The following is a 14,694-nucleotide window of genomic DNA, read 5'->3' on the forward strand; positions in this document are numbered from 1 at the left end:
TTGCGCGCTACAGGATCGCCCGTCGTGCTTCCATCAACCCTTTTCTGGATGCTGGCTGTTGCCAGCGAATCGATCACGTGGCCCCCCGCGGCATATGCCACGGCGCCATCTTACGCAAAAGAACTCGTGCTGCTCCTGGGCGCATCCTCGCTGGCCGTGGCCGGGACCACGCTGCCACACAGGCTCAAGCGCTCGCGTTCGCGTTCCCAGCCGGTGCGGCGTGTCGTCATCGCAGGGGATCCCGCACGCCTGTCGCGCTGGTCGGACCAGCATCAACAGCTGCTCAAGATCTATCGACTGACGGCGGTGATCGGCATCGGTGCAGGCCGCGAACACTGCCATGAGCTGCGCGATGTTCCGCTCATTCCTGACCTCAAGACTTTGCAGGAACTGGCGGCGTCCCGGCAGTTCGACGAACTGTGGCTCGCCCTGCCCATCGCCGCCAATGAAGCTGTGCGCGATTACATCAAGGCAATGCAGCACTACTTCGTCAATGTGCGCCTGCTGATCGATGCGCAGGATATCCCGCTGTTCAATCCCAACGGCACCACGCTGGGCGACTGCGCCTTCATCGATCTGGTGGCGTCGCCGAAGCGTAGTGCGATGCGCCGGCTCAAACCGGTCTTCGACCGAGTTTTCGCGTTTACCGTATTGACCCTGCTGCTGCCGCTGATGGCCTTGCTTGCCTTGGCAGTCAAGATTTCCTCGCCCGGCCCTGCACTGTTCAAGCAGCGGCGCCTTGGCCTGGATGGCCGCGAGTTCACGATCCTGAAATTCCGTTCCATGCGATCCCACGCCGGCACGAACGGGCATCCAGGAGCGCATCGGCATCGTATCCAAAGCCAAGGACGCCGGCGTGATCTCAGTGACGCTGGACGATACGGATCCAGCCCGTACCGCGCAGTACCTGAATGCCCTCGGTGATGCATACGTGCGCCTCAACAGCGCGCAGAAGGCGGAGCAGGCACAGAAGTCACTGGACTTCCTCCAGCAGCAGCTGCCCGCACTCAAGCAGGAACTGGAAACTTCCGAAGACGCCCTGTTGAGCTTCCGCAACAAGAACACCGTAATCGACCTGGACGAAAGCGCGAAACTGCAACTCGGTCAGGCGGTGGCGCTGCAAACGCGCATCAGCCTGCTGCAGCAGGAGCGCCGCGCCAGGCTGCAGGATCTGCAGCCTGGCCACGAAGCCATCCAGGCCATCGACAGCCAGATCAACGGTCTCGCGCGCGAGTTGCAGGCCATCGAGAAGCAACTGAAGACGCTGCCGGATAGCGAGCAGGCCCTGGTGCGCCTGACCCGCGAGGTGCGGGTCGGCACCGAACTCTATACAGCCATGCTCAACAGCACGCAGCAGTTGCGTCTGTTAAAGGCGGGGAAGATCGGCAACATACACGTCGTCGACTCCGCGGATGTGGAAGAACGGCCGGTCCGGCCGCGCCGTCTTCTGGTCGCACTGGGATCCTTGCTGCTGGGCCTGGTGGCGGGCATCGCGGCCGCGCTGGCGCGCGCGCTGTGGCGCGGCCCGGTCACCGACCCGCGCGAACTAGAACGCCGCACCGGCATCCCGGTCGTGTCCCTGGTGCCGCTGCGCAAGCAGCCCAGGCGCCGGCTGGGTTTTCGGGCCAGGAGTAGATGGCTTGAGCGACCACTCGCTGTCACGCATGCACAGGACCCGGTCATCGAAAGCCTCCGCGGCCTGTCCATCGAGCTGCAACTCAAGTTGCTGGAGGCGCGCAACAACATCGTGGTCTTGACGGGCGCCACGGCAGGTGTCGGCAAATCCTTCGTTTCTTCGAACCTCGCCATCCTGCTTGCTCGTGCGGGCAAGCGTGTCCTGTTGTTGGACGGCGACCTGCGCCGAGGCACGCTGGCCGGCATGTTCGACCTCGATCGGCGGATCGGTTTCACCCAGCTGCTGCGCGGCGACCTGGTGCTTCCCACGGCAATGATCCGGCAAAGCGGCATCGACGGCCTGGACGTGATCGGCGCGGGCGCAACCGCGGCCAATCCGACCGAACTGCTCCACCGCCCTCGTCTGCGGCAATGGCTCACTGCCACCGCCGACAGCTACGACATCGTGCTGATCGACACCGCGCCGGTCCTTCCCATCGCCGACACCGTACTGCTGGGGCGCGAGGCCGGTCTTGTCTACGCCGTGGCGCGCTACGGCGTGACGAACGATGCCGAACTCGACGAAATGCAGGCGCGCCTGGACCGCGCCGGTGCGTCCCTGCAAGGTATCGTCCTCAACGGAGTCCAGCCCGATCTGCGCAATTCGACCTACGGCGGCTACCGCTACGGCTATGACAATCAGCCTGCCGCCGGGAACTCGACGCCATGATACCCGCGCGCATTGAACCGTGCCGTGACGCCACCGGCTATCGACGCGTCATTACCTTCGGCACGTTCGACGTGTTGCATGTCGGGCATCTTCACCTGCTGAAACGAGCCCGCCAGCTCGGCGCGACGCTGATCGTCGGTGTTTCCTCGGATGCGTTGAGCTTCTGCAAGAAAGGACGCCGCCCGATCTACGACCAGCAAGACAGGATGCGGATCGTCGCCAGCCTGCGCTGCGTCGATGGCGTATTCATCGAAGAAGCGCTCGAACGCAAACGCGACTATATCCGCGAGCATCGCGCCGACCTGATGGTCATGGGCGACGACTGGCTCGATCGCTTCAACGATTGCGCCGATCTGTGCGACGTGCGGTACCTGAAGCGCACGCCCTCGATTTCCACCACGGAAATCATCGAAATCATCCGACACGGGTGACCTGTCATGAAACCCCGTTTCTTCCAGTGCCGCCACGGCGCCCAGGCCGTGATCGGCGCAGTGGATCAGGCTGTCCTGGCCACCACCCATTTCGTGCTCGGCGTCATCATCGCAAGGCTGGGCGGGAGCATCGCGCTCGGCGACTTCGCGTTCGCCTATTCTCTGATCGTGCTGCTCAGCATGTTGCACTCGGCGCTGATCGCCGAAGTAGTCAGCATCGACGCGATTGTGTTGCCGGACGCGGGGCGCTATGGCGCACTTCCGATTCTGCTGATCACCGCCCTGCTGGCCGCTGGCGCCCTGTTGCTGCTCGGATTGGCGCAATGCTTCGTTCCGGTCATCGGCGCGACATGGTCGCCTTCTTTTGTGCTGGCCCTGGCGGCGAGCATGGGCTACTGGTCGATCAAGCCTTTCTACTATCGCCAGTCGCGCCCATGGCCAGTACTGGGAGCGACGCTGACCTACGCCGGCGGCACCCTGACAAGCGTGGCCATCGGCTACGCGCTGTGCGGCAAGGCCTGGCAACCGATGTGGTCGCTGGGCTTCGGCGCAAGCGTGGCGTCGCTGCCCTTGTGGCTGACCGTGAGGCCTCCCGATCGCCACTTCGCGCGAGCCTTTCGGGAAAGCCTCCGCGCCATCGCCCGCTACGCTGCCTGGGCGCTGCCCGCCGCCGCGCTGATCTGGATCGTGGCCAATGGCTATCTCTTCGTCATGCCCTTGTGGGGCGATGCCGCGCAGAACGGCGGCTTGCGCGCGGTGCTCAATCTCGTGGCACCGATGAACACGCTGCTGGCCGGCGCCTGTACCGCGTGGCTGCCGATGCTCGCGGCGACCTATCGCAACGGCGAGAGCGAAGCGCAGCGACGGCGCATCCATCTGCTGGCCTTCCTGTTTTTCGGTGCGTCAGCACTGGGCAGCCTGCTCATAGCGGGGCTGAGCGACGGCTTGATCCGGCTGGTGTACGGCGACAGCTACGCCGGATTCGTCGCGGCACTGCGCGTCGCCACGCTGCTGCCGCCCATATGGGTGGCCATCGCGGTGTATCGCGTGGCGATGCGCGCCCAGGCCGACCCGCGCCGCCTGCTTTTCGTTTATGGCCAGGCGCTGATGCCCGTGGGTCTCGTCCTCATGTTCGTGCTCGGCCGGCAAGGCGCGGCGGCTTCGGCGTGGGGCATGGTGGCGACACATGTACTGGTGCTGGTCGGCTTCATCCGCGCCTTCGGACGACGGCAGGCCACCGACAAGTTCACCTATGCGCGCGCCAACGCAACGAAGCTGCTGAGGTTGCCTGTCTATGCGATCGCCAGCTCGCTTGCGCGGCTCATGCCGCGGGATTCACGCTTGTGGGTCTTCGGCCGCAAGACCGGCGTGGGCGAAGAGCCGCTGCGGCTGCTGCTGGAGGCGCGCAGACAATATCCAGCTGTGCGACTGGTGTGGCTGGCGCAGGATCGCCGGCAATACGCGGAGGCGGAGGCGCTTGGCCTGGAGGTCCATTTCGCCAGCTCATGGAAAGCACGCTGGCTGACCTTGCGCGCCGGTGTCGGCGTCGTCACCCACGGGCTAGGCGACCTGTGCCGGCCGTTCGTGCCCGGCACCTATCTGGTGCAGCTATGGCACGGCTCTCCGCTGAAGCGGATCGGCTTGGATGCTGAACGTGTGCACAGCCTAGGCGACGGCCATTCCAGCATCGAGCGCTGGAGTGAACGCCTGCTGCGTGCTGCCTTCAGGCGATCGGCCGGCTTCATACGCCTGATGCCTTCGCCCTCGCCCGTGGTCAGCCGCCGTCTGCGCTCCGCCTGGGGCTTCGACGGCGACGGCCCCATCCGCCTGACCGGCGATCCGCGCTGCGATGTGCTGCTGGAGGAACCGGAAGCCATCCGGCGGACAACGGCACGACACTGGCTGATGCGGGCTTTGCGCGCCATAGAGCCGCCGCCTTCCCGCCTGATCCTGTTCGCACCGACCTGGCGCGATGGCGACGCCGACCCCACCCCACCCGATACGGAGGAATTGCGGCGACTGGAGCACGCATTGGCTGCGCACGATGCCTGGATGGTGGTGCGCACGCATCCGTGGGGCATTCGGTCGTCATGGGCTCCGGCCTCAAGCGAACCGCCCAGCCGGATCCGTTTCCTCGATGCGGAGGCGCTGCACGACGTGAACCAGGTACTGGGCGCGTTCGACATCCTGGTCACCGACTACTCCGCCATCGCCATGGACTATTGCCTGCTCGAACGGCCCGTCCTGTTCTTCGCGCCGGATCTGGCGACGTACCAGCAGACGCGCGGGCTCTATGAGGACTACGCCGATTTCACCGGCCATGGCTGGCACGAAAACTGGAACAACCTGAGCACCGCGTTGAATACGCTGCTTAAAGGCGACGAAGCCGCCCATGCTGCGGCGCGATGCTCGGTGATGCGCTTGAAGCGGCGCTATCACGCTCACGCCGATACCGGCAGCACGATGCGTGTGCTTAGTGAGATCGCTAGCTCCATCGGCCTGCCTGCCAGCGCCACCGGTCCCATCGACGTGCTGCATGTCAGCGCCTGCCTCGGCGGTGTGGAGACCTATCTGCGGCTGCTGGCTCAATACAACGATGCCCGACGGACGCGGCTCGGCTTCGTACTGCCCCAACCGTGCGACCTGAGCCAGATCGCCGGAACCGCGGGCATGCCGGTCGATCAGCTCCCCATGACACGGAATATCGCTCCAGTCGGCGATCTGCGCGTCTTGCTGGACTTGCGCCGCATCGTGCGCAACCGCCGGCCGGAGGTGGTGCATCTGCATAGCTCGAAGGCCGGCCTGCTCGGCCGCCTCGCTTGCCTGGGGCTGCCCTGCCGGGTCGTCTATACCCCGCATGCGTACTACTACCTCGGCAAGACCGGCCCGAGACGCTGGCTCTACCTGATGGCGGAACGCTGGCTGGCCCGGCTGTCGGGCAGCGAACTGCTGGGCACGTCCCCCTCGGAACATCGTCGCGCCGTGAACGATGTCGGTTGCGCGCCGGGACGCGTCAATCACGTACTCAACGCGGTGGACGTCCGGGCGCTCGCCGCTAGCCGCAAAACGCGTACGGGCCGCCGGGATGTCCTCATGGTCAGCCGCATCAGCGATCAGAAAAACATCCCCATGTATCTCGAGGTCGTGCGCCTGCTGCGCCGGGACCGCGTCGCCAGCTGCCATCTGATCGGCGCCGGGCATTACGCTGGCGACCGTATCCGCCTGGCCGCCATGCTCGGCGAGGCCGGCCTGGACCCGGCGGATCTCGAAGTCACCGGCTGGCTGCCGCGCGAGGCGCTGGTGGAGCGGATCGCCGACGCCGCCGTGGTCGTGCTTACCTCGACCTACGAGAGCTTCGGCTACGTCCTGGCGGAGGCCTGCTGCCTGGGCATTCCCGTGGTAGGCACCGATGTCGATGGGATCCGCGACATCATCGAACACGGCGGCAATGGTTTTCTGGTGCCGCTCGGCGATGCGGCTGCGATGGCTTCGCACATTCGCCATCTGCTGGACACGCCGGCGGCCTGGAATGCCGTATCGCGCAGGGCGCTGGAAACCGGAGTCCGCCGTTTCGACATCGAGCAGGCCATGCCGCGCTTCGCGGACTTCTACGCGAGGATCGCCCGTGGCGGCTGATGAACTGAATCGCCTGGTCGCACGCCTGAATCTGCTGCTGTTCTGCTTCCTGGCGAGCGCAGCGCTGTCGGCTCTGCTCCCTCTGGTGTGGCACGACAAGCTCTTTATCGATGGGCTGACTATCATCCGCTCCCAGCCCCGACTGGAATGGTTCGGCAACTCGTATGGAGCGGCAGCCTATCTGCTGCATCCGTTGCTGCGAATGCTGGCAGCGCTGGGCGTGCGCCTCGACGACTACGGCCTGGGCTATACGGACGACCTGGTGCTGGCCAACATGGTCTTCGGCGTCATGTTCCTGGCAGGCATCGCCAGCTTCGCCCTGCGCTGGCGTCTGCGCGCGGACGCCGGAAACATGGCGCTGTTCTTCGTCTTCGTCACGCTGCTCTCGCCGTTCTTCTTCTGCATCTCCAAGGAGCTGATACCGTTCGCCATCATGTGCGCCGCGGTGGGGTTGTACCGCTGCGGCATGCTTGGCGTACGCGGCTGCGCGCTGGCCTATGCCGCTGCGATGGCGCTGTGCGGGCTGTACTTTCGCGTCTATTACCTCGCCTATGCCGCGATTTTCCTCTACAACTTCGCGTTGTGGCGTCATCGTGGCCTGTGGATCGCCGGCTGCCTGGCCATGGCGCTGCTGCTTATCCTGTTCCATCAACGGCTTCCGCTCGACCTGCTCACGCAAGGACGCGCCGGCTATCTGGAAGGCGTCTCGGCCAGCCGCATCGAGTACTACTTCGATGACGGCCAAGCACTGGGCTTTGTCGCCAACCGTACCCTGACCTTCGGCATGCTCCTGCTGCCGCTCAACCTGCTGCTCGTATCGCCCGCCTATGCCCCCTTCATCGCGCTGCAGATCCTGCTGACCGCGCGACTGTGGCGCGTCTGGCGACATCCGTGCTCTTCCATGCAGGCGCTAGCGGCCAGCGCCGTACTCAGCTTCAGCATGGTCGCGGCGCTGTTCGAGCCGGATTTCGGCTCTTACTTCAGGCACAAAGTCGGCATCCTGCTGTTCATGCTCATGCTGGTGGTTCGGTTCGAGTGGCACCGGGACAAGGCCGCATGAAACGGCTGGGCGCCATCGGCCGGTGGCTGCTGTGGAGCGCTTTGTCCTGTGTCCATGCGGCTGAGCCGATGGAGATCGGCGTCGGCACGCACCGCTGGCATCTAGGCCTCGCTCCGGAAGAGGTCGATCGGATGTTGACGGAAGCCCGCGTCACCTCGTGGCGCGACGGCATCAACTGGGCCGCGGTAGAGCGGCGGCGCGGCGTCTACACCATCCCCTTGCAGTTCGAAGCGCTCATGCATGCCGCCGACGCTGCTCCAGCGCGCGGCTTGCGGCCAATGGTGATCGTCGGCTACGGCAATCCGCTTTACCAAGCCGGCGGCCTGGTCACCACGCACGAGGCACGGGAAGGATTCGCGGCCTATGCGCGCTGGCTGGCAACCAGGCTGAAAGGCAAGGTGCGCTACTACGAGATCTGGAACGAATGGAACATCGGCACCGGCTCCACCGCGACCCCCCGCGCCATCGGCAGCGTGGATGACTACGCCAGACTGCTCCGTGTCGCCGCCGACGCCATCCGCGCCGTGGATCCCCAGGCCAGGATCATCGCCGGCGGCGCGACCAACAACGACACGGCATGGTTCGATGCGTTCGGCCGCAGCGGCGCCCTCGATATCGTCGACGGCGTCAGCATCCATCCCTACAACTATGGCCGCCCGCTGTTCGCTCATACGCCGGAAGCCGCCATGGCCTGGGTGCAGGACATCCAGACACGCTTGAGCAAGCGGCGGGGACGCGCGGTGACCATGTACGTCACGGAGATCGGCTGGCCATCGCTCACCGGCGGCTACACGCCGGATCAGGTCGCCGACTACCTCGAACGCTTCATGCGATTAGCGCGGCGCGATCCGCACGTCGCCGGCGTCTGGTGGTACGACCTGGTCAACGATGGCGATTCGCCGGACGATCCGGAGCACCACTTCGGCCTGTTCGACCGACAGCATCGCCCGCTTCCGGCCCTGCGCGCCCTCCGGGCCTGCTGCGGCAGGCGTGGCACACCGTGATCAAAGCTTCCGCAGGGATTCGAGCAAGACAGGAGGCGCCCCAAGGCCTGCACTGAGCCTGCTTACACTGTCACACACCCCGTGGTTGGCAGTGCCCGCAGCGTGGGTTAGCGTGCGCGGATGAAGCAGGCTTCACGATCCGAACTCCTCGCCCTCCATCACCAGCTGGCCCGTCTGCTCGACCGCGCTGATGCGGCCGGCGCGGAAGCGCTCGCCGCGCGTGCGCGCACCGAATCGCCACAGGACATAGAGCTCGCCCGCCTGCACGGCCTGGCCCTGCTCCAGCTCGGCCGGCTGGCCGAAGCGCGGGCCGCACTGGAAGTGGCCGCCGAACTGGCGCCCGACAGCGTCGAAGTGCAGTGCAACCTGGCCGGCCTGCAACTGGAAGAAGGCGATGCGGACGGCGCCATCGCACGCCTGCGCACCGCGCTGCGCCAGCAACCCGGGCACCCTGCGATCCTGCTGGCGCTGGGCAATGCGCTGATGGCCGCTGGGCGCTATGCGCAGGCTCGCGAGTCGTATGCGATGGCCACGCACGGCGCGCCCCAGCATGCCGGCCTGCGCCTCAATCTCGCCGCGGCGGAGCTGGAACTGGGCAATCTGGAACAAGCGGTGCAGCACACCGACGAAGGCCTGCAGCTGGCACCCGACTACGACGGCGCCTACGCCATGCGCGCCCGCGTGCTGCATGCCATGGGCCGCGTCGACGAGGCCGCCGAGGCCTGGCTGCAGGCGGAACGCCGCGCGCCGGAGCAGCCGCTGTATCCCTTCCATGCCGGCCTGCTGCTGGATGATGCCGGCAAGCTGCCGGCCGCCGCCGAAGCGTTCGAGCGCGCGCTGCGCCTGGACGCCGCCTCCGGCGCCGCGCTGGCCATGCTGGTGTTCGCCAAGCGCCGCCTGTGCGATTGGCGCGGCCTGGAAGAACTGAGCGAACGCCTGCACCGCGCGGTCGCCGAAGGGCGCGACGGCGTCATGCCGTTCGCCTTCCTCGCCGAAGACGGCAGCGTCGCCGAGCAGCGCCGCTGCGCCGCCACTTTCTCCGCGGGCGTGGAGAAGGCCGCCGCGCCGTGGCGCAGCGTGCTCGCCTTCGCGCCCACCCAGCGCACCGCCATCGACCCGCTGCGCGTGGGCTTCGTCTCCAACGGTTTCGGCGAGCGGCCGATCGGCCAGCTGCTGACCGGCGTGCTGGAGCAGCTGGGCGACGAACGCCTGCAGGTCCACGTGTTCTGCCTGGTGCCGGACGACGGCGGCCCGATCCGGCAGCGGCTGGCCGCCAGCACCACCGTGCACGACGTCGCCGGGCTCGCGCCGATGGACGTGGCGCGCCGCGTCCACGCCGCCGGCATCGAGGTGCTGTTCGATCTGCGCAGCTACGGCGGCGGCGCCAACAGCGATCTGTTCGAATTCCGTCCCGCCCCGGTGCAGGTCAACTGGCTGGCCTATCCGGCCACCGCCGGCGCGGACTGGACCGACTACCTGCTGGCCGACGCCGTGGCCCTGCCCGCGCCGCTGCGCGAAGGCTTCAGCGAAAAGATCGTGCGGCTATCGCGCTGCGCGCTGCCGTTCGACAACAGCACGCCGATCGACAGCACGCCGATCGACCACCCACCCTCGCGCGCCGACTGCGGCCTGCCCGCGGCCGGCACCGTGTTCGCCAGCTTCAACGGCCACCACAAGCTCAACCCGGCCAGCTTCGCGCGCTTCATGCTGATCCTGCAGCAGGTGCCGGACAGCGTGCTGTGGCTGCTGTCCGGCAACGATGGCAGCGATCAGCGCCTGCTCCAGGCCGCCGAGTTGATGGAGGTGGACCCCGCGCGCCTGGTCTTCATGCCGCGCCTGCCGCATGCCCAGTATCTGGCACGGCTGGCCCACGCCGACCTGTTCCTGGACACCCTGCCCTGCAACGCGCAGTCCACCGCGGCCGATGCGCTGTGGGCCGGCTGTCCGGTGCTGAGCTGGATCGGCCGCACCCTCGCCGGCCGCCAGGGCGCCAGCCTGCTGTTCCACGCCGGCCTGCCCGAACTGGTGGCGGACGACGAGGATTCGTTCGTCTCCATGGCCGTGCACCTGGGCAAGGACCGCGCCGCGCTGGACACCCTGCGCCACCATCTGCACGAAACGCGCGCACGCAATCCGGTATTCGATACGGCGGGCTTCGCCAACGACCTGCGCCGCGCGATCCACGCGATGGGCGCGCGGCATCGCATCGGGCGGCCGCCGATCGATCTGGACCTTTGACCTGCCCGTCATTCCGGCGCAGGCCGGAATCCAGTAGCGTCAGCGCCTGACGCGAGCGACAGGAGAGCGACATGGGCAAGGCGGACAAGGGCGGCAAGTCAGGCAAGCGCTATGCGAAGACCATGGATGACCTGCAGATCGAGCTGACCGGCCTGCAGCGCTGGCTCAAGCGCACCGGCCATCGCGTGGTGGTGCTGTTCGAAGGGCGCGACGCGGCCGGCAAGGGCGGCACCATCAAGGCCATCACCCAGTCGATGGATACGCGCGGCTACCGCATCGCCGCGCTGGGCAAACCGACCGAGACCGAAGCCGCGCAGTGGTATTTCCAGCGCTACGTCGCCCACCTGCCTGCGGCCGGCGAACTCGTGCTGTTCGATCGCAGCTGGTACAACCGCGCGGTGGTGGAGCCGGCGATGGGGTTCTGCACCGAGCAGCAGCGCGAAGACTTCCTGCACGCCGTGCCGCACTTCGAGAAGCTGCTCGCCGACGACGGCATCATCCTGATCAAGTACTGGCTGGCTGTGGACCAGAAGAAGCAGGAAGAACGCTTCGCCGATCGCGCCGACGATCCGCTCAAGCGCTGGAAGCTGTCACCGGTGGACCTGGCTTCGCGCGAGAAGTACGCCGAGATCGGCCGCCTGCGCGACCAGATGATCGAGCGCACCAACCGTCCCTACGCGCCCTGGTTCGTGGTCGATTTCAACGAGCAGAAGCACGGCCGCGCCAACCTGATCCGCCATCTGCTGGAACACATTCCGCGCAAGGAAACCGCTATTCCGGAAGTGAAACTGCCCAAGCTCAAGGGCAAGCCGCGGCGCGAACACGTTACCGACAAGGCGCAGTGGGTGCCCGATACTTTTTGCGACGAATGAAGCGCACGGGCGCTCAGCCCGTGCGGAAATCTTCCGGCTCTTCGCCGCTCCATTCGCTGCGCACCAGCTCATCCACGCGCGCCGGCGGCGGCCCCTTGCGCAGCCATTGCTCCAGCGCGTCGATGGCGACGAGGTTGCCGCAGGCCAGCACCTCGACCCCGCCATCGCGCAGGTTCCTCGCATAGCCGGTGAGCCCGCGCGCCAAAGCCTGCTCGCGGGTGCAGGCGCGAAAGCACACGCCCTGCACCCTGCCGCTGACCCGGAACAAGGCGGCGGCCATCGTCTTACTTGCCCGGCTTGGGCAAACCGATCGCTTCGCCCAGCGAAGCCTCGGTGACCGGGCCGACGAAGCGCTTGGCTACCTTGCCGTCCGGCGCGATCAGCCAGGTGGTGGGCAGGCCGCGCGGCTCGTCGAAATCCTTCGGCGGCTGGTCCAGGGTGACCTGGGCGATCGGGTAGCTCACCGGATGCTTGGTCAGGAAGGCCTGGATATCGGCCTTGTCGGTGTCCTCGTAGGCGAGGCCGATCGCGGCCACCTTGTCCTGGTGCGCCGCGACGAAGCGCGAGATGTCCGGCATCTCCTTGATGCACGGCACGCACCAGGTGGCCCAGTAGTTGACGATCACGTACTTGCCACGCTGCTGCGCCAGGTCGTAGGGCTTGCCGTCGAGCGTGTTGATCTTCAGCGTGGGCTGCGCCGGCATGGCGGCCTGCGCGGCAGGCGTACCAGCAAACAGGGCGGCAGCAAGCACAAGAGTGGTGAAACGGTTCATGCGACCACGTCCTTCGAAGTTTCTTGCGTAGCGGGGAAAACCTGATCGAGCTTGGCGTCCAGCTGCTCCCGCAGCATCTTGGCGGTGGAGCACAGCAACTGCAGCAACTCGTCCGGCAGCTTGATGCCGAGCGATTGCGCCTCGCCGGCCGGGTCCAGCGGCAGACGATACCCCGCAAACTGGTAGACGCGCAGCAGGTCGGTGGCGTCGAGGCTGCGGCTGAGCAGCCAGCCGCCGGCTTCGCTGCGCTGGATCAGGTCGGCGCGCTGCAGATCTTCGAAGAAGGCGGCGATCGAACCGCTGCGCAGGTACGGCTCTTCCAGCCGCACGATCGCCGGATCCACGCTATAGCCCTTGCGCTGCGCGTCGATGAAGTGGCGCAGCACCACCATCAGGCCGAGGAATTCCGAGCCCTCCGGCAGGCATTCGGACGGCACCTGGTATTCGTAGGCCGAGATCGAGGCGGCGATCGAGGCGCCGAGGATCACGATGATCCAGGACAGGTAGATCCACAGCAGGAAGATCGGCAGCGCCGCCAGCGCCGCGCCGTAGATCTGCTGGTAGGTCTGTGCGTGGTGTACGAACAGCGCGAAGCCCCAGCGCGCCAGCTCGAACAGCACCGCGCCGAGCAGCGCGCCGATCGCCGCATGGCGCAATGAAACGCGCCGGTTCGGCACCACCACGTAGAGCAGCCACAGCGTGATGAAGGTGACCACGAACGGCAGCGCGCTCAGCAGGTAGGTGCCGAAGTTGAAGCTGGCCGCGCTCTTGATCAGCGGCAGCGCGGTCACGTACGAACTGGCGGCCAGCCCGCCGACCACCAGGATCGGCCCCAGGGTCAGCGCGGCCCAGTACAGCAGCAGGCGCGAACCCCAGGCGCGCGGACGGTGCACGCGCCAGATGCGGTTGAGGCGGTCCTCGATGCTGACCATCATCGACACCGCGCTGAACAGCATCACGATCACGCTGATGCCGGTGAGCTTGCTGGCGTTGTCGGCAAAGGCCAGCAGTGCGCTCTTCACCGTCTCGGCCGCGGCCGGTACCAGGTTGAAGACGAAATTGATCAGCGTATTGCGCCATTCGGCAAACACCGGAAACGCCGAGAACATCGCCAGCACCGCCACCACCAGGGGCACCAGCGACACCAGCGTGGTGTACGAGAGCGCGCCCGCGGTCTCGAAGCACTTGTCGTCGATAAAGCGCTGCCACAGGAAGCGGCTGAAGCTGGTGGTGCGGTCGCGGTCGATGCGCCAGGCCATGCGGGTCCTCGTCGGCTGCATGAGCGGAATGGAACGGTACACTAACCGATCGAAAGCTGACGCCCCAACCCGCAAGCCCTAATCCGCAAGCACAGTCGCATATGAGAGCAGGCGCATGAGCCGAGACATCCTGGTCCTCTACTACAGCCGCACCGGCCATACCGCACGGCTGGCACGGCTGCTCGCGCGCGGCGTGGAGGAAGTCCCCGGCATGCAGGCGCGCCTGCGCCAGGTGCCGCCGGTGGCGCCGGTGACCGAAACCGCGCAGCCGCCGGAACCGGAAGAAGGTGCGCCCTACGCCACCCGCCAGGACCTGCTCGACTGCGCCGGCCTTGCGCTGGGCAGCCCCACGCGCTTTGGCAACATGGCCGCGCCGCTGAAGTACTTCCTCGACAACACCGGCGCGGAGTGGGCCAGCGGCGCACTCGCCGGCAAGCCCGCCGCGGTATTCACCTCCACCAGCACCATGCACGGCGGGCAGGAATCGACCCTGCTCAGCATGGCTTTGCCGCTGCTGCACCATGGCATGTTGCTGGTCGGCGTGCCGTATACGGAGCCCGCGCTCACCGCCACGCACAGCGGCGGCACGCCGTACGGCGCCAGCCATGTGTCCGGTCCGCAGGGCGACAACGCGATCAGCGAGCACGAGCGCGAACTGGCGCGCGCGCTGGGGCGTCGGCTCGCCGACGTGGCGCGCCGGCTGGCGGACAGCGGCACGTGAGCGCGGCGATTCCCCGCGCGTATCGCATCGGCCTCGCCGCCTGGGCCGCGCTGGTGCTGCTGCAGTTCGCCTGGCACGGCTGGCTGTTTCCGGCGCAGCTGATACCGGTGTGGCTGGTGCTGCTGATCACCGTGCTGCCGCTGCTGCTGCCGCTGTTCGCGCTGCGCCGCGACGTGCGCCGCGCGCTGCTGTGGGTCGGCATCCTGGCGCTGTTCTATTTCTGCCACGGCATCGCCGAGGGCTGGAGCTCGTCCAGCGAGCGCTGGCTGGCGCTGGTGGAGATCGTGCTGACCTTGCTGCTGATCGGCGCCCTGGGCGCCGGCGTGCAGCGCAAACCCGCACGCTGACCGGCTCCA

At 66.9% G+C, this 14,694-nt stretch carries 13 protein-coding genes; 10 read left to right on the top strand and 3 right to left on the bottom strand.

The window, feature by feature from the left end:
* Positions 1 to 24: 24 nt before the first annotated feature.
* From AB4083_RS12305 to ppk2, 8 genes are all read left to right on the top strand, one after another.
* On the top strand, positions 25 to 924 hold the full coding sequence (locus AB4083_RS12305) for a sugar transferase (RefSeq protein ID WP_441608098.1): 900 nt from the start codon (positions 25 to 27) through the stop codon (positions 922 to 924).
* A complete protein-coding gene (locus AB4083_RS12310) occupies positions 857 to 2,344 on the top strand; it encodes a polysaccharide biosynthesis tyrosine autokinase (RefSeq protein WP_441608099.1) in 1,488 nt (495 codons plus the stop codon). The genes AB4083_RS12305 and AB4083_RS12310 overlap by 68 nt, the downstream gene beginning before the upstream one ends.
* Complete coding sequence (locus AB4083_RS12315; protein ID WP_441608100.1) at positions 2,341 to 2,775, top strand: adenylyltransferase/cytidyltransferase family protein; 435 nt, start codon at positions 2,341 to 2,343, stop codon at positions 2,773 to 2,775. Before AB4083_RS12310 ends, AB4083_RS12315 begins: the two co-directional genes overlap by 4 nt.
* A gap of 6 nt (positions 2,776 to 2,781) precedes the next feature.
* Entirely contained in the window at positions 2,782 to 6,411 is a 3,630-nt protein-coding gene (locus tag AB4083_RS12320) for a CDP-glycerol glycerophosphotransferase family protein (protein ID WP_441608101.1), read from the top strand.
* The gene (locus AB4083_RS12325; RefSeq protein ID WP_441608102.1) at positions 6,401 to 7,471 is read left to right on the top strand and encodes a hypothetical protein; all 1,071 of its coding nucleotides are present in this window, start codon (positions 6,401 to 6,403) and stop codon (positions 7,469 to 7,471) included. Before AB4083_RS12320 ends, AB4083_RS12325 begins: the two co-directional genes overlap by 11 nt.
* Positions 7,468 to 8,475 (top strand): cellulase family glycosylhydrolase, encoded by a 1,008-nt coding sequence (locus tag AB4083_RS12330; RefSeq protein ID WP_441608103.1) that lies wholly within the window; start codon positions 7,468 to 7,470, stop codon positions 8,473 to 8,475. The genes AB4083_RS12325 and AB4083_RS12330 overlap by 4 nt, the downstream gene beginning before the upstream one ends.
* A 120-nt stretch (positions 8,476 to 8,595) precedes the next feature.
* Positions 8,596 to 10,713 carry an O-linked N-acetylglucosamine transferase, SPINDLY family protein gene (locus tag AB4083_RS12335; protein WP_441608104.1) on the top strand — a complete coding sequence of 706 codons (2,118 nt, stop codon included), beginning with the start codon at positions 8,596 to 8,598 and terminating at the stop codon, positions 10,711 to 10,713.
* Positions 10,714 to 10,784: 71 nt separating this feature from the next.
* Positions 10,785 to 11,585, top strand: coding sequence for a polyphosphate kinase 2 (ppk2, locus tag AB4083_RS12340; protein WP_441608105.1), 801 nt, complete (start codon positions 10,785 to 10,787; stop codon positions 11,583 to 11,585).
* A 13-nt stretch (positions 11,586 to 11,598) separates the two neighbouring features.
* Here the strand turns inward: ppk2 and AB4083_RS12345 are convergent, their stop codons facing one another.
* Genes AB4083_RS12345 through AB4083_RS12355 form a run of 3 tightly spaced genes read right to left on the bottom strand, consistent with a single transcriptional unit; the run spans position 11,599 to position 13,617 of the window.
* On the bottom strand, positions 11,599 to 11,865 hold the full coding sequence (locus AB4083_RS12345; protein ID WP_441608106.1) for an acylphosphatase: 267 nt from the start codon (positions 11,863 to 11,865) through the stop codon (positions 11,599 to 11,601).
* Positions 11,866 to 11,869: 4 nt separating this feature from the next.
* A complete protein-coding gene (locus tag AB4083_RS12350) occupies positions 11,870 to 12,358 on the bottom strand; it encodes a TlpA family protein disulfide reductase (RefSeq protein ID WP_441608107.1) in 489 nt (162 codons plus the stop codon).
* A complete protein-coding gene (locus tag AB4083_RS12355; RefSeq protein ID WP_441608108.1) occupies positions 12,355 to 13,617 on the bottom strand; it encodes a YihY family inner membrane protein in 1,263 nt (420 codons plus the stop codon). Before AB4083_RS12355 ends, AB4083_RS12350 begins: the two co-directional genes overlap by 4 nt.
* 115 nt (positions 13,618 to 13,732) lie before the next feature.
* Here AB4083_RS12355 and wrbA point away from each other — a divergent pair, with 115 nt between their 5' ends.
* Positions 13,733 to 14,338, top strand: a complete 606-nt coding sequence (wrbA, locus tag AB4083_RS12360; RefSeq protein WP_441608109.1) for an NAD(P)H:quinone oxidoreductase — start codon at positions 13,733 to 13,735, stop codon at positions 14,336 to 14,338.
* Positions 14,335 to 14,685 (top strand): DUF2069 domain-containing protein, encoded by a 351-nt coding sequence (locus AB4083_RS12365; protein ID WP_441608110.1) that lies wholly within the window; start codon positions 14,335 to 14,337, stop codon positions 14,683 to 14,685. The genes wrbA and AB4083_RS12365 overlap by 4 nt, the downstream gene beginning before the upstream one ends.
* Positions 14,686 to 14,694: the final 9 nt, after the last annotated feature.

The sequence above is a fragment of the Dyella sp. 2RAB6 genome, from assembly GCF_052115385.1.
Taxonomy (GTDB): domain Bacteria; phylum Pseudomonadota; class Gammaproteobacteria; order Xanthomonadales; family Rhodanobacteraceae; genus Dyella_D.

What these genes read in the sequence shown, in the direction of transcription:
- wrbA (WP_441608109.1), top strand. Translation starts at nt 13,733, where the DNA reads ATGAGCCGAGACATCCTGGTCCTCTACTACAGCCGCACCGGCCATACC.
- AB4083_RS12315 (WP_441608100.1), top strand. Translation starts at nt 2,341, where the DNA reads ATGATACCCGCGCGCATTGAACCGTGCCGTGACGCCACCGGCTATCGA.
- AB4083_RS12330 (WP_441608103.1), top strand. Translation starts at nt 7,468, where the DNA reads ATGAAACGGCTGGGCGCCATCGGCCGGTGGCTGCTGTGGAGCGCTTTG.
- AB4083_RS12320 (WP_441608101.1), top strand. Translation starts at nt 2,782, where the DNA reads ATGAAACCCCGTTTCTTCCAGTGCCGCCACGGCGCCCAGGCCGTGATC.
- AB4083_RS12335 (WP_441608104.1), top strand. Translation starts at nt 8,596, where the DNA reads ATGAAGCAGGCTTCACGATCCGAACTCCTCGCCCTCCATCACCAGCTG.
- AB4083_RS12345 (WP_441608106.1), bottom strand. Translation starts at nt 11,865, where the DNA reads ATGGCCGCCGCCTTGTTCCGGGTCAGCGGCAGGGTGCAGGGCGTGTGC.
- AB4083_RS12350 (WP_441608107.1), bottom strand. Translation starts at nt 12,358, where the DNA reads ATGAACCGTTTCACCACTCTTGTGCTTGCTGCCGCCCTGTTTGCTGGT.
- ppk2 (WP_441608105.1), top strand. Translation starts at nt 10,785, where the DNA reads ATGGGCAAGGCGGACAAGGGCGGCAAGTCAGGCAAGCGCTATGCGAAG.
- AB4083_RS12355 (WP_441608108.1), bottom strand. Translation starts at nt 13,617, where the DNA reads ATGGCCTGGCGCATCGACCGCGACCGCACCACCAGCTTCAGCCGCTTC.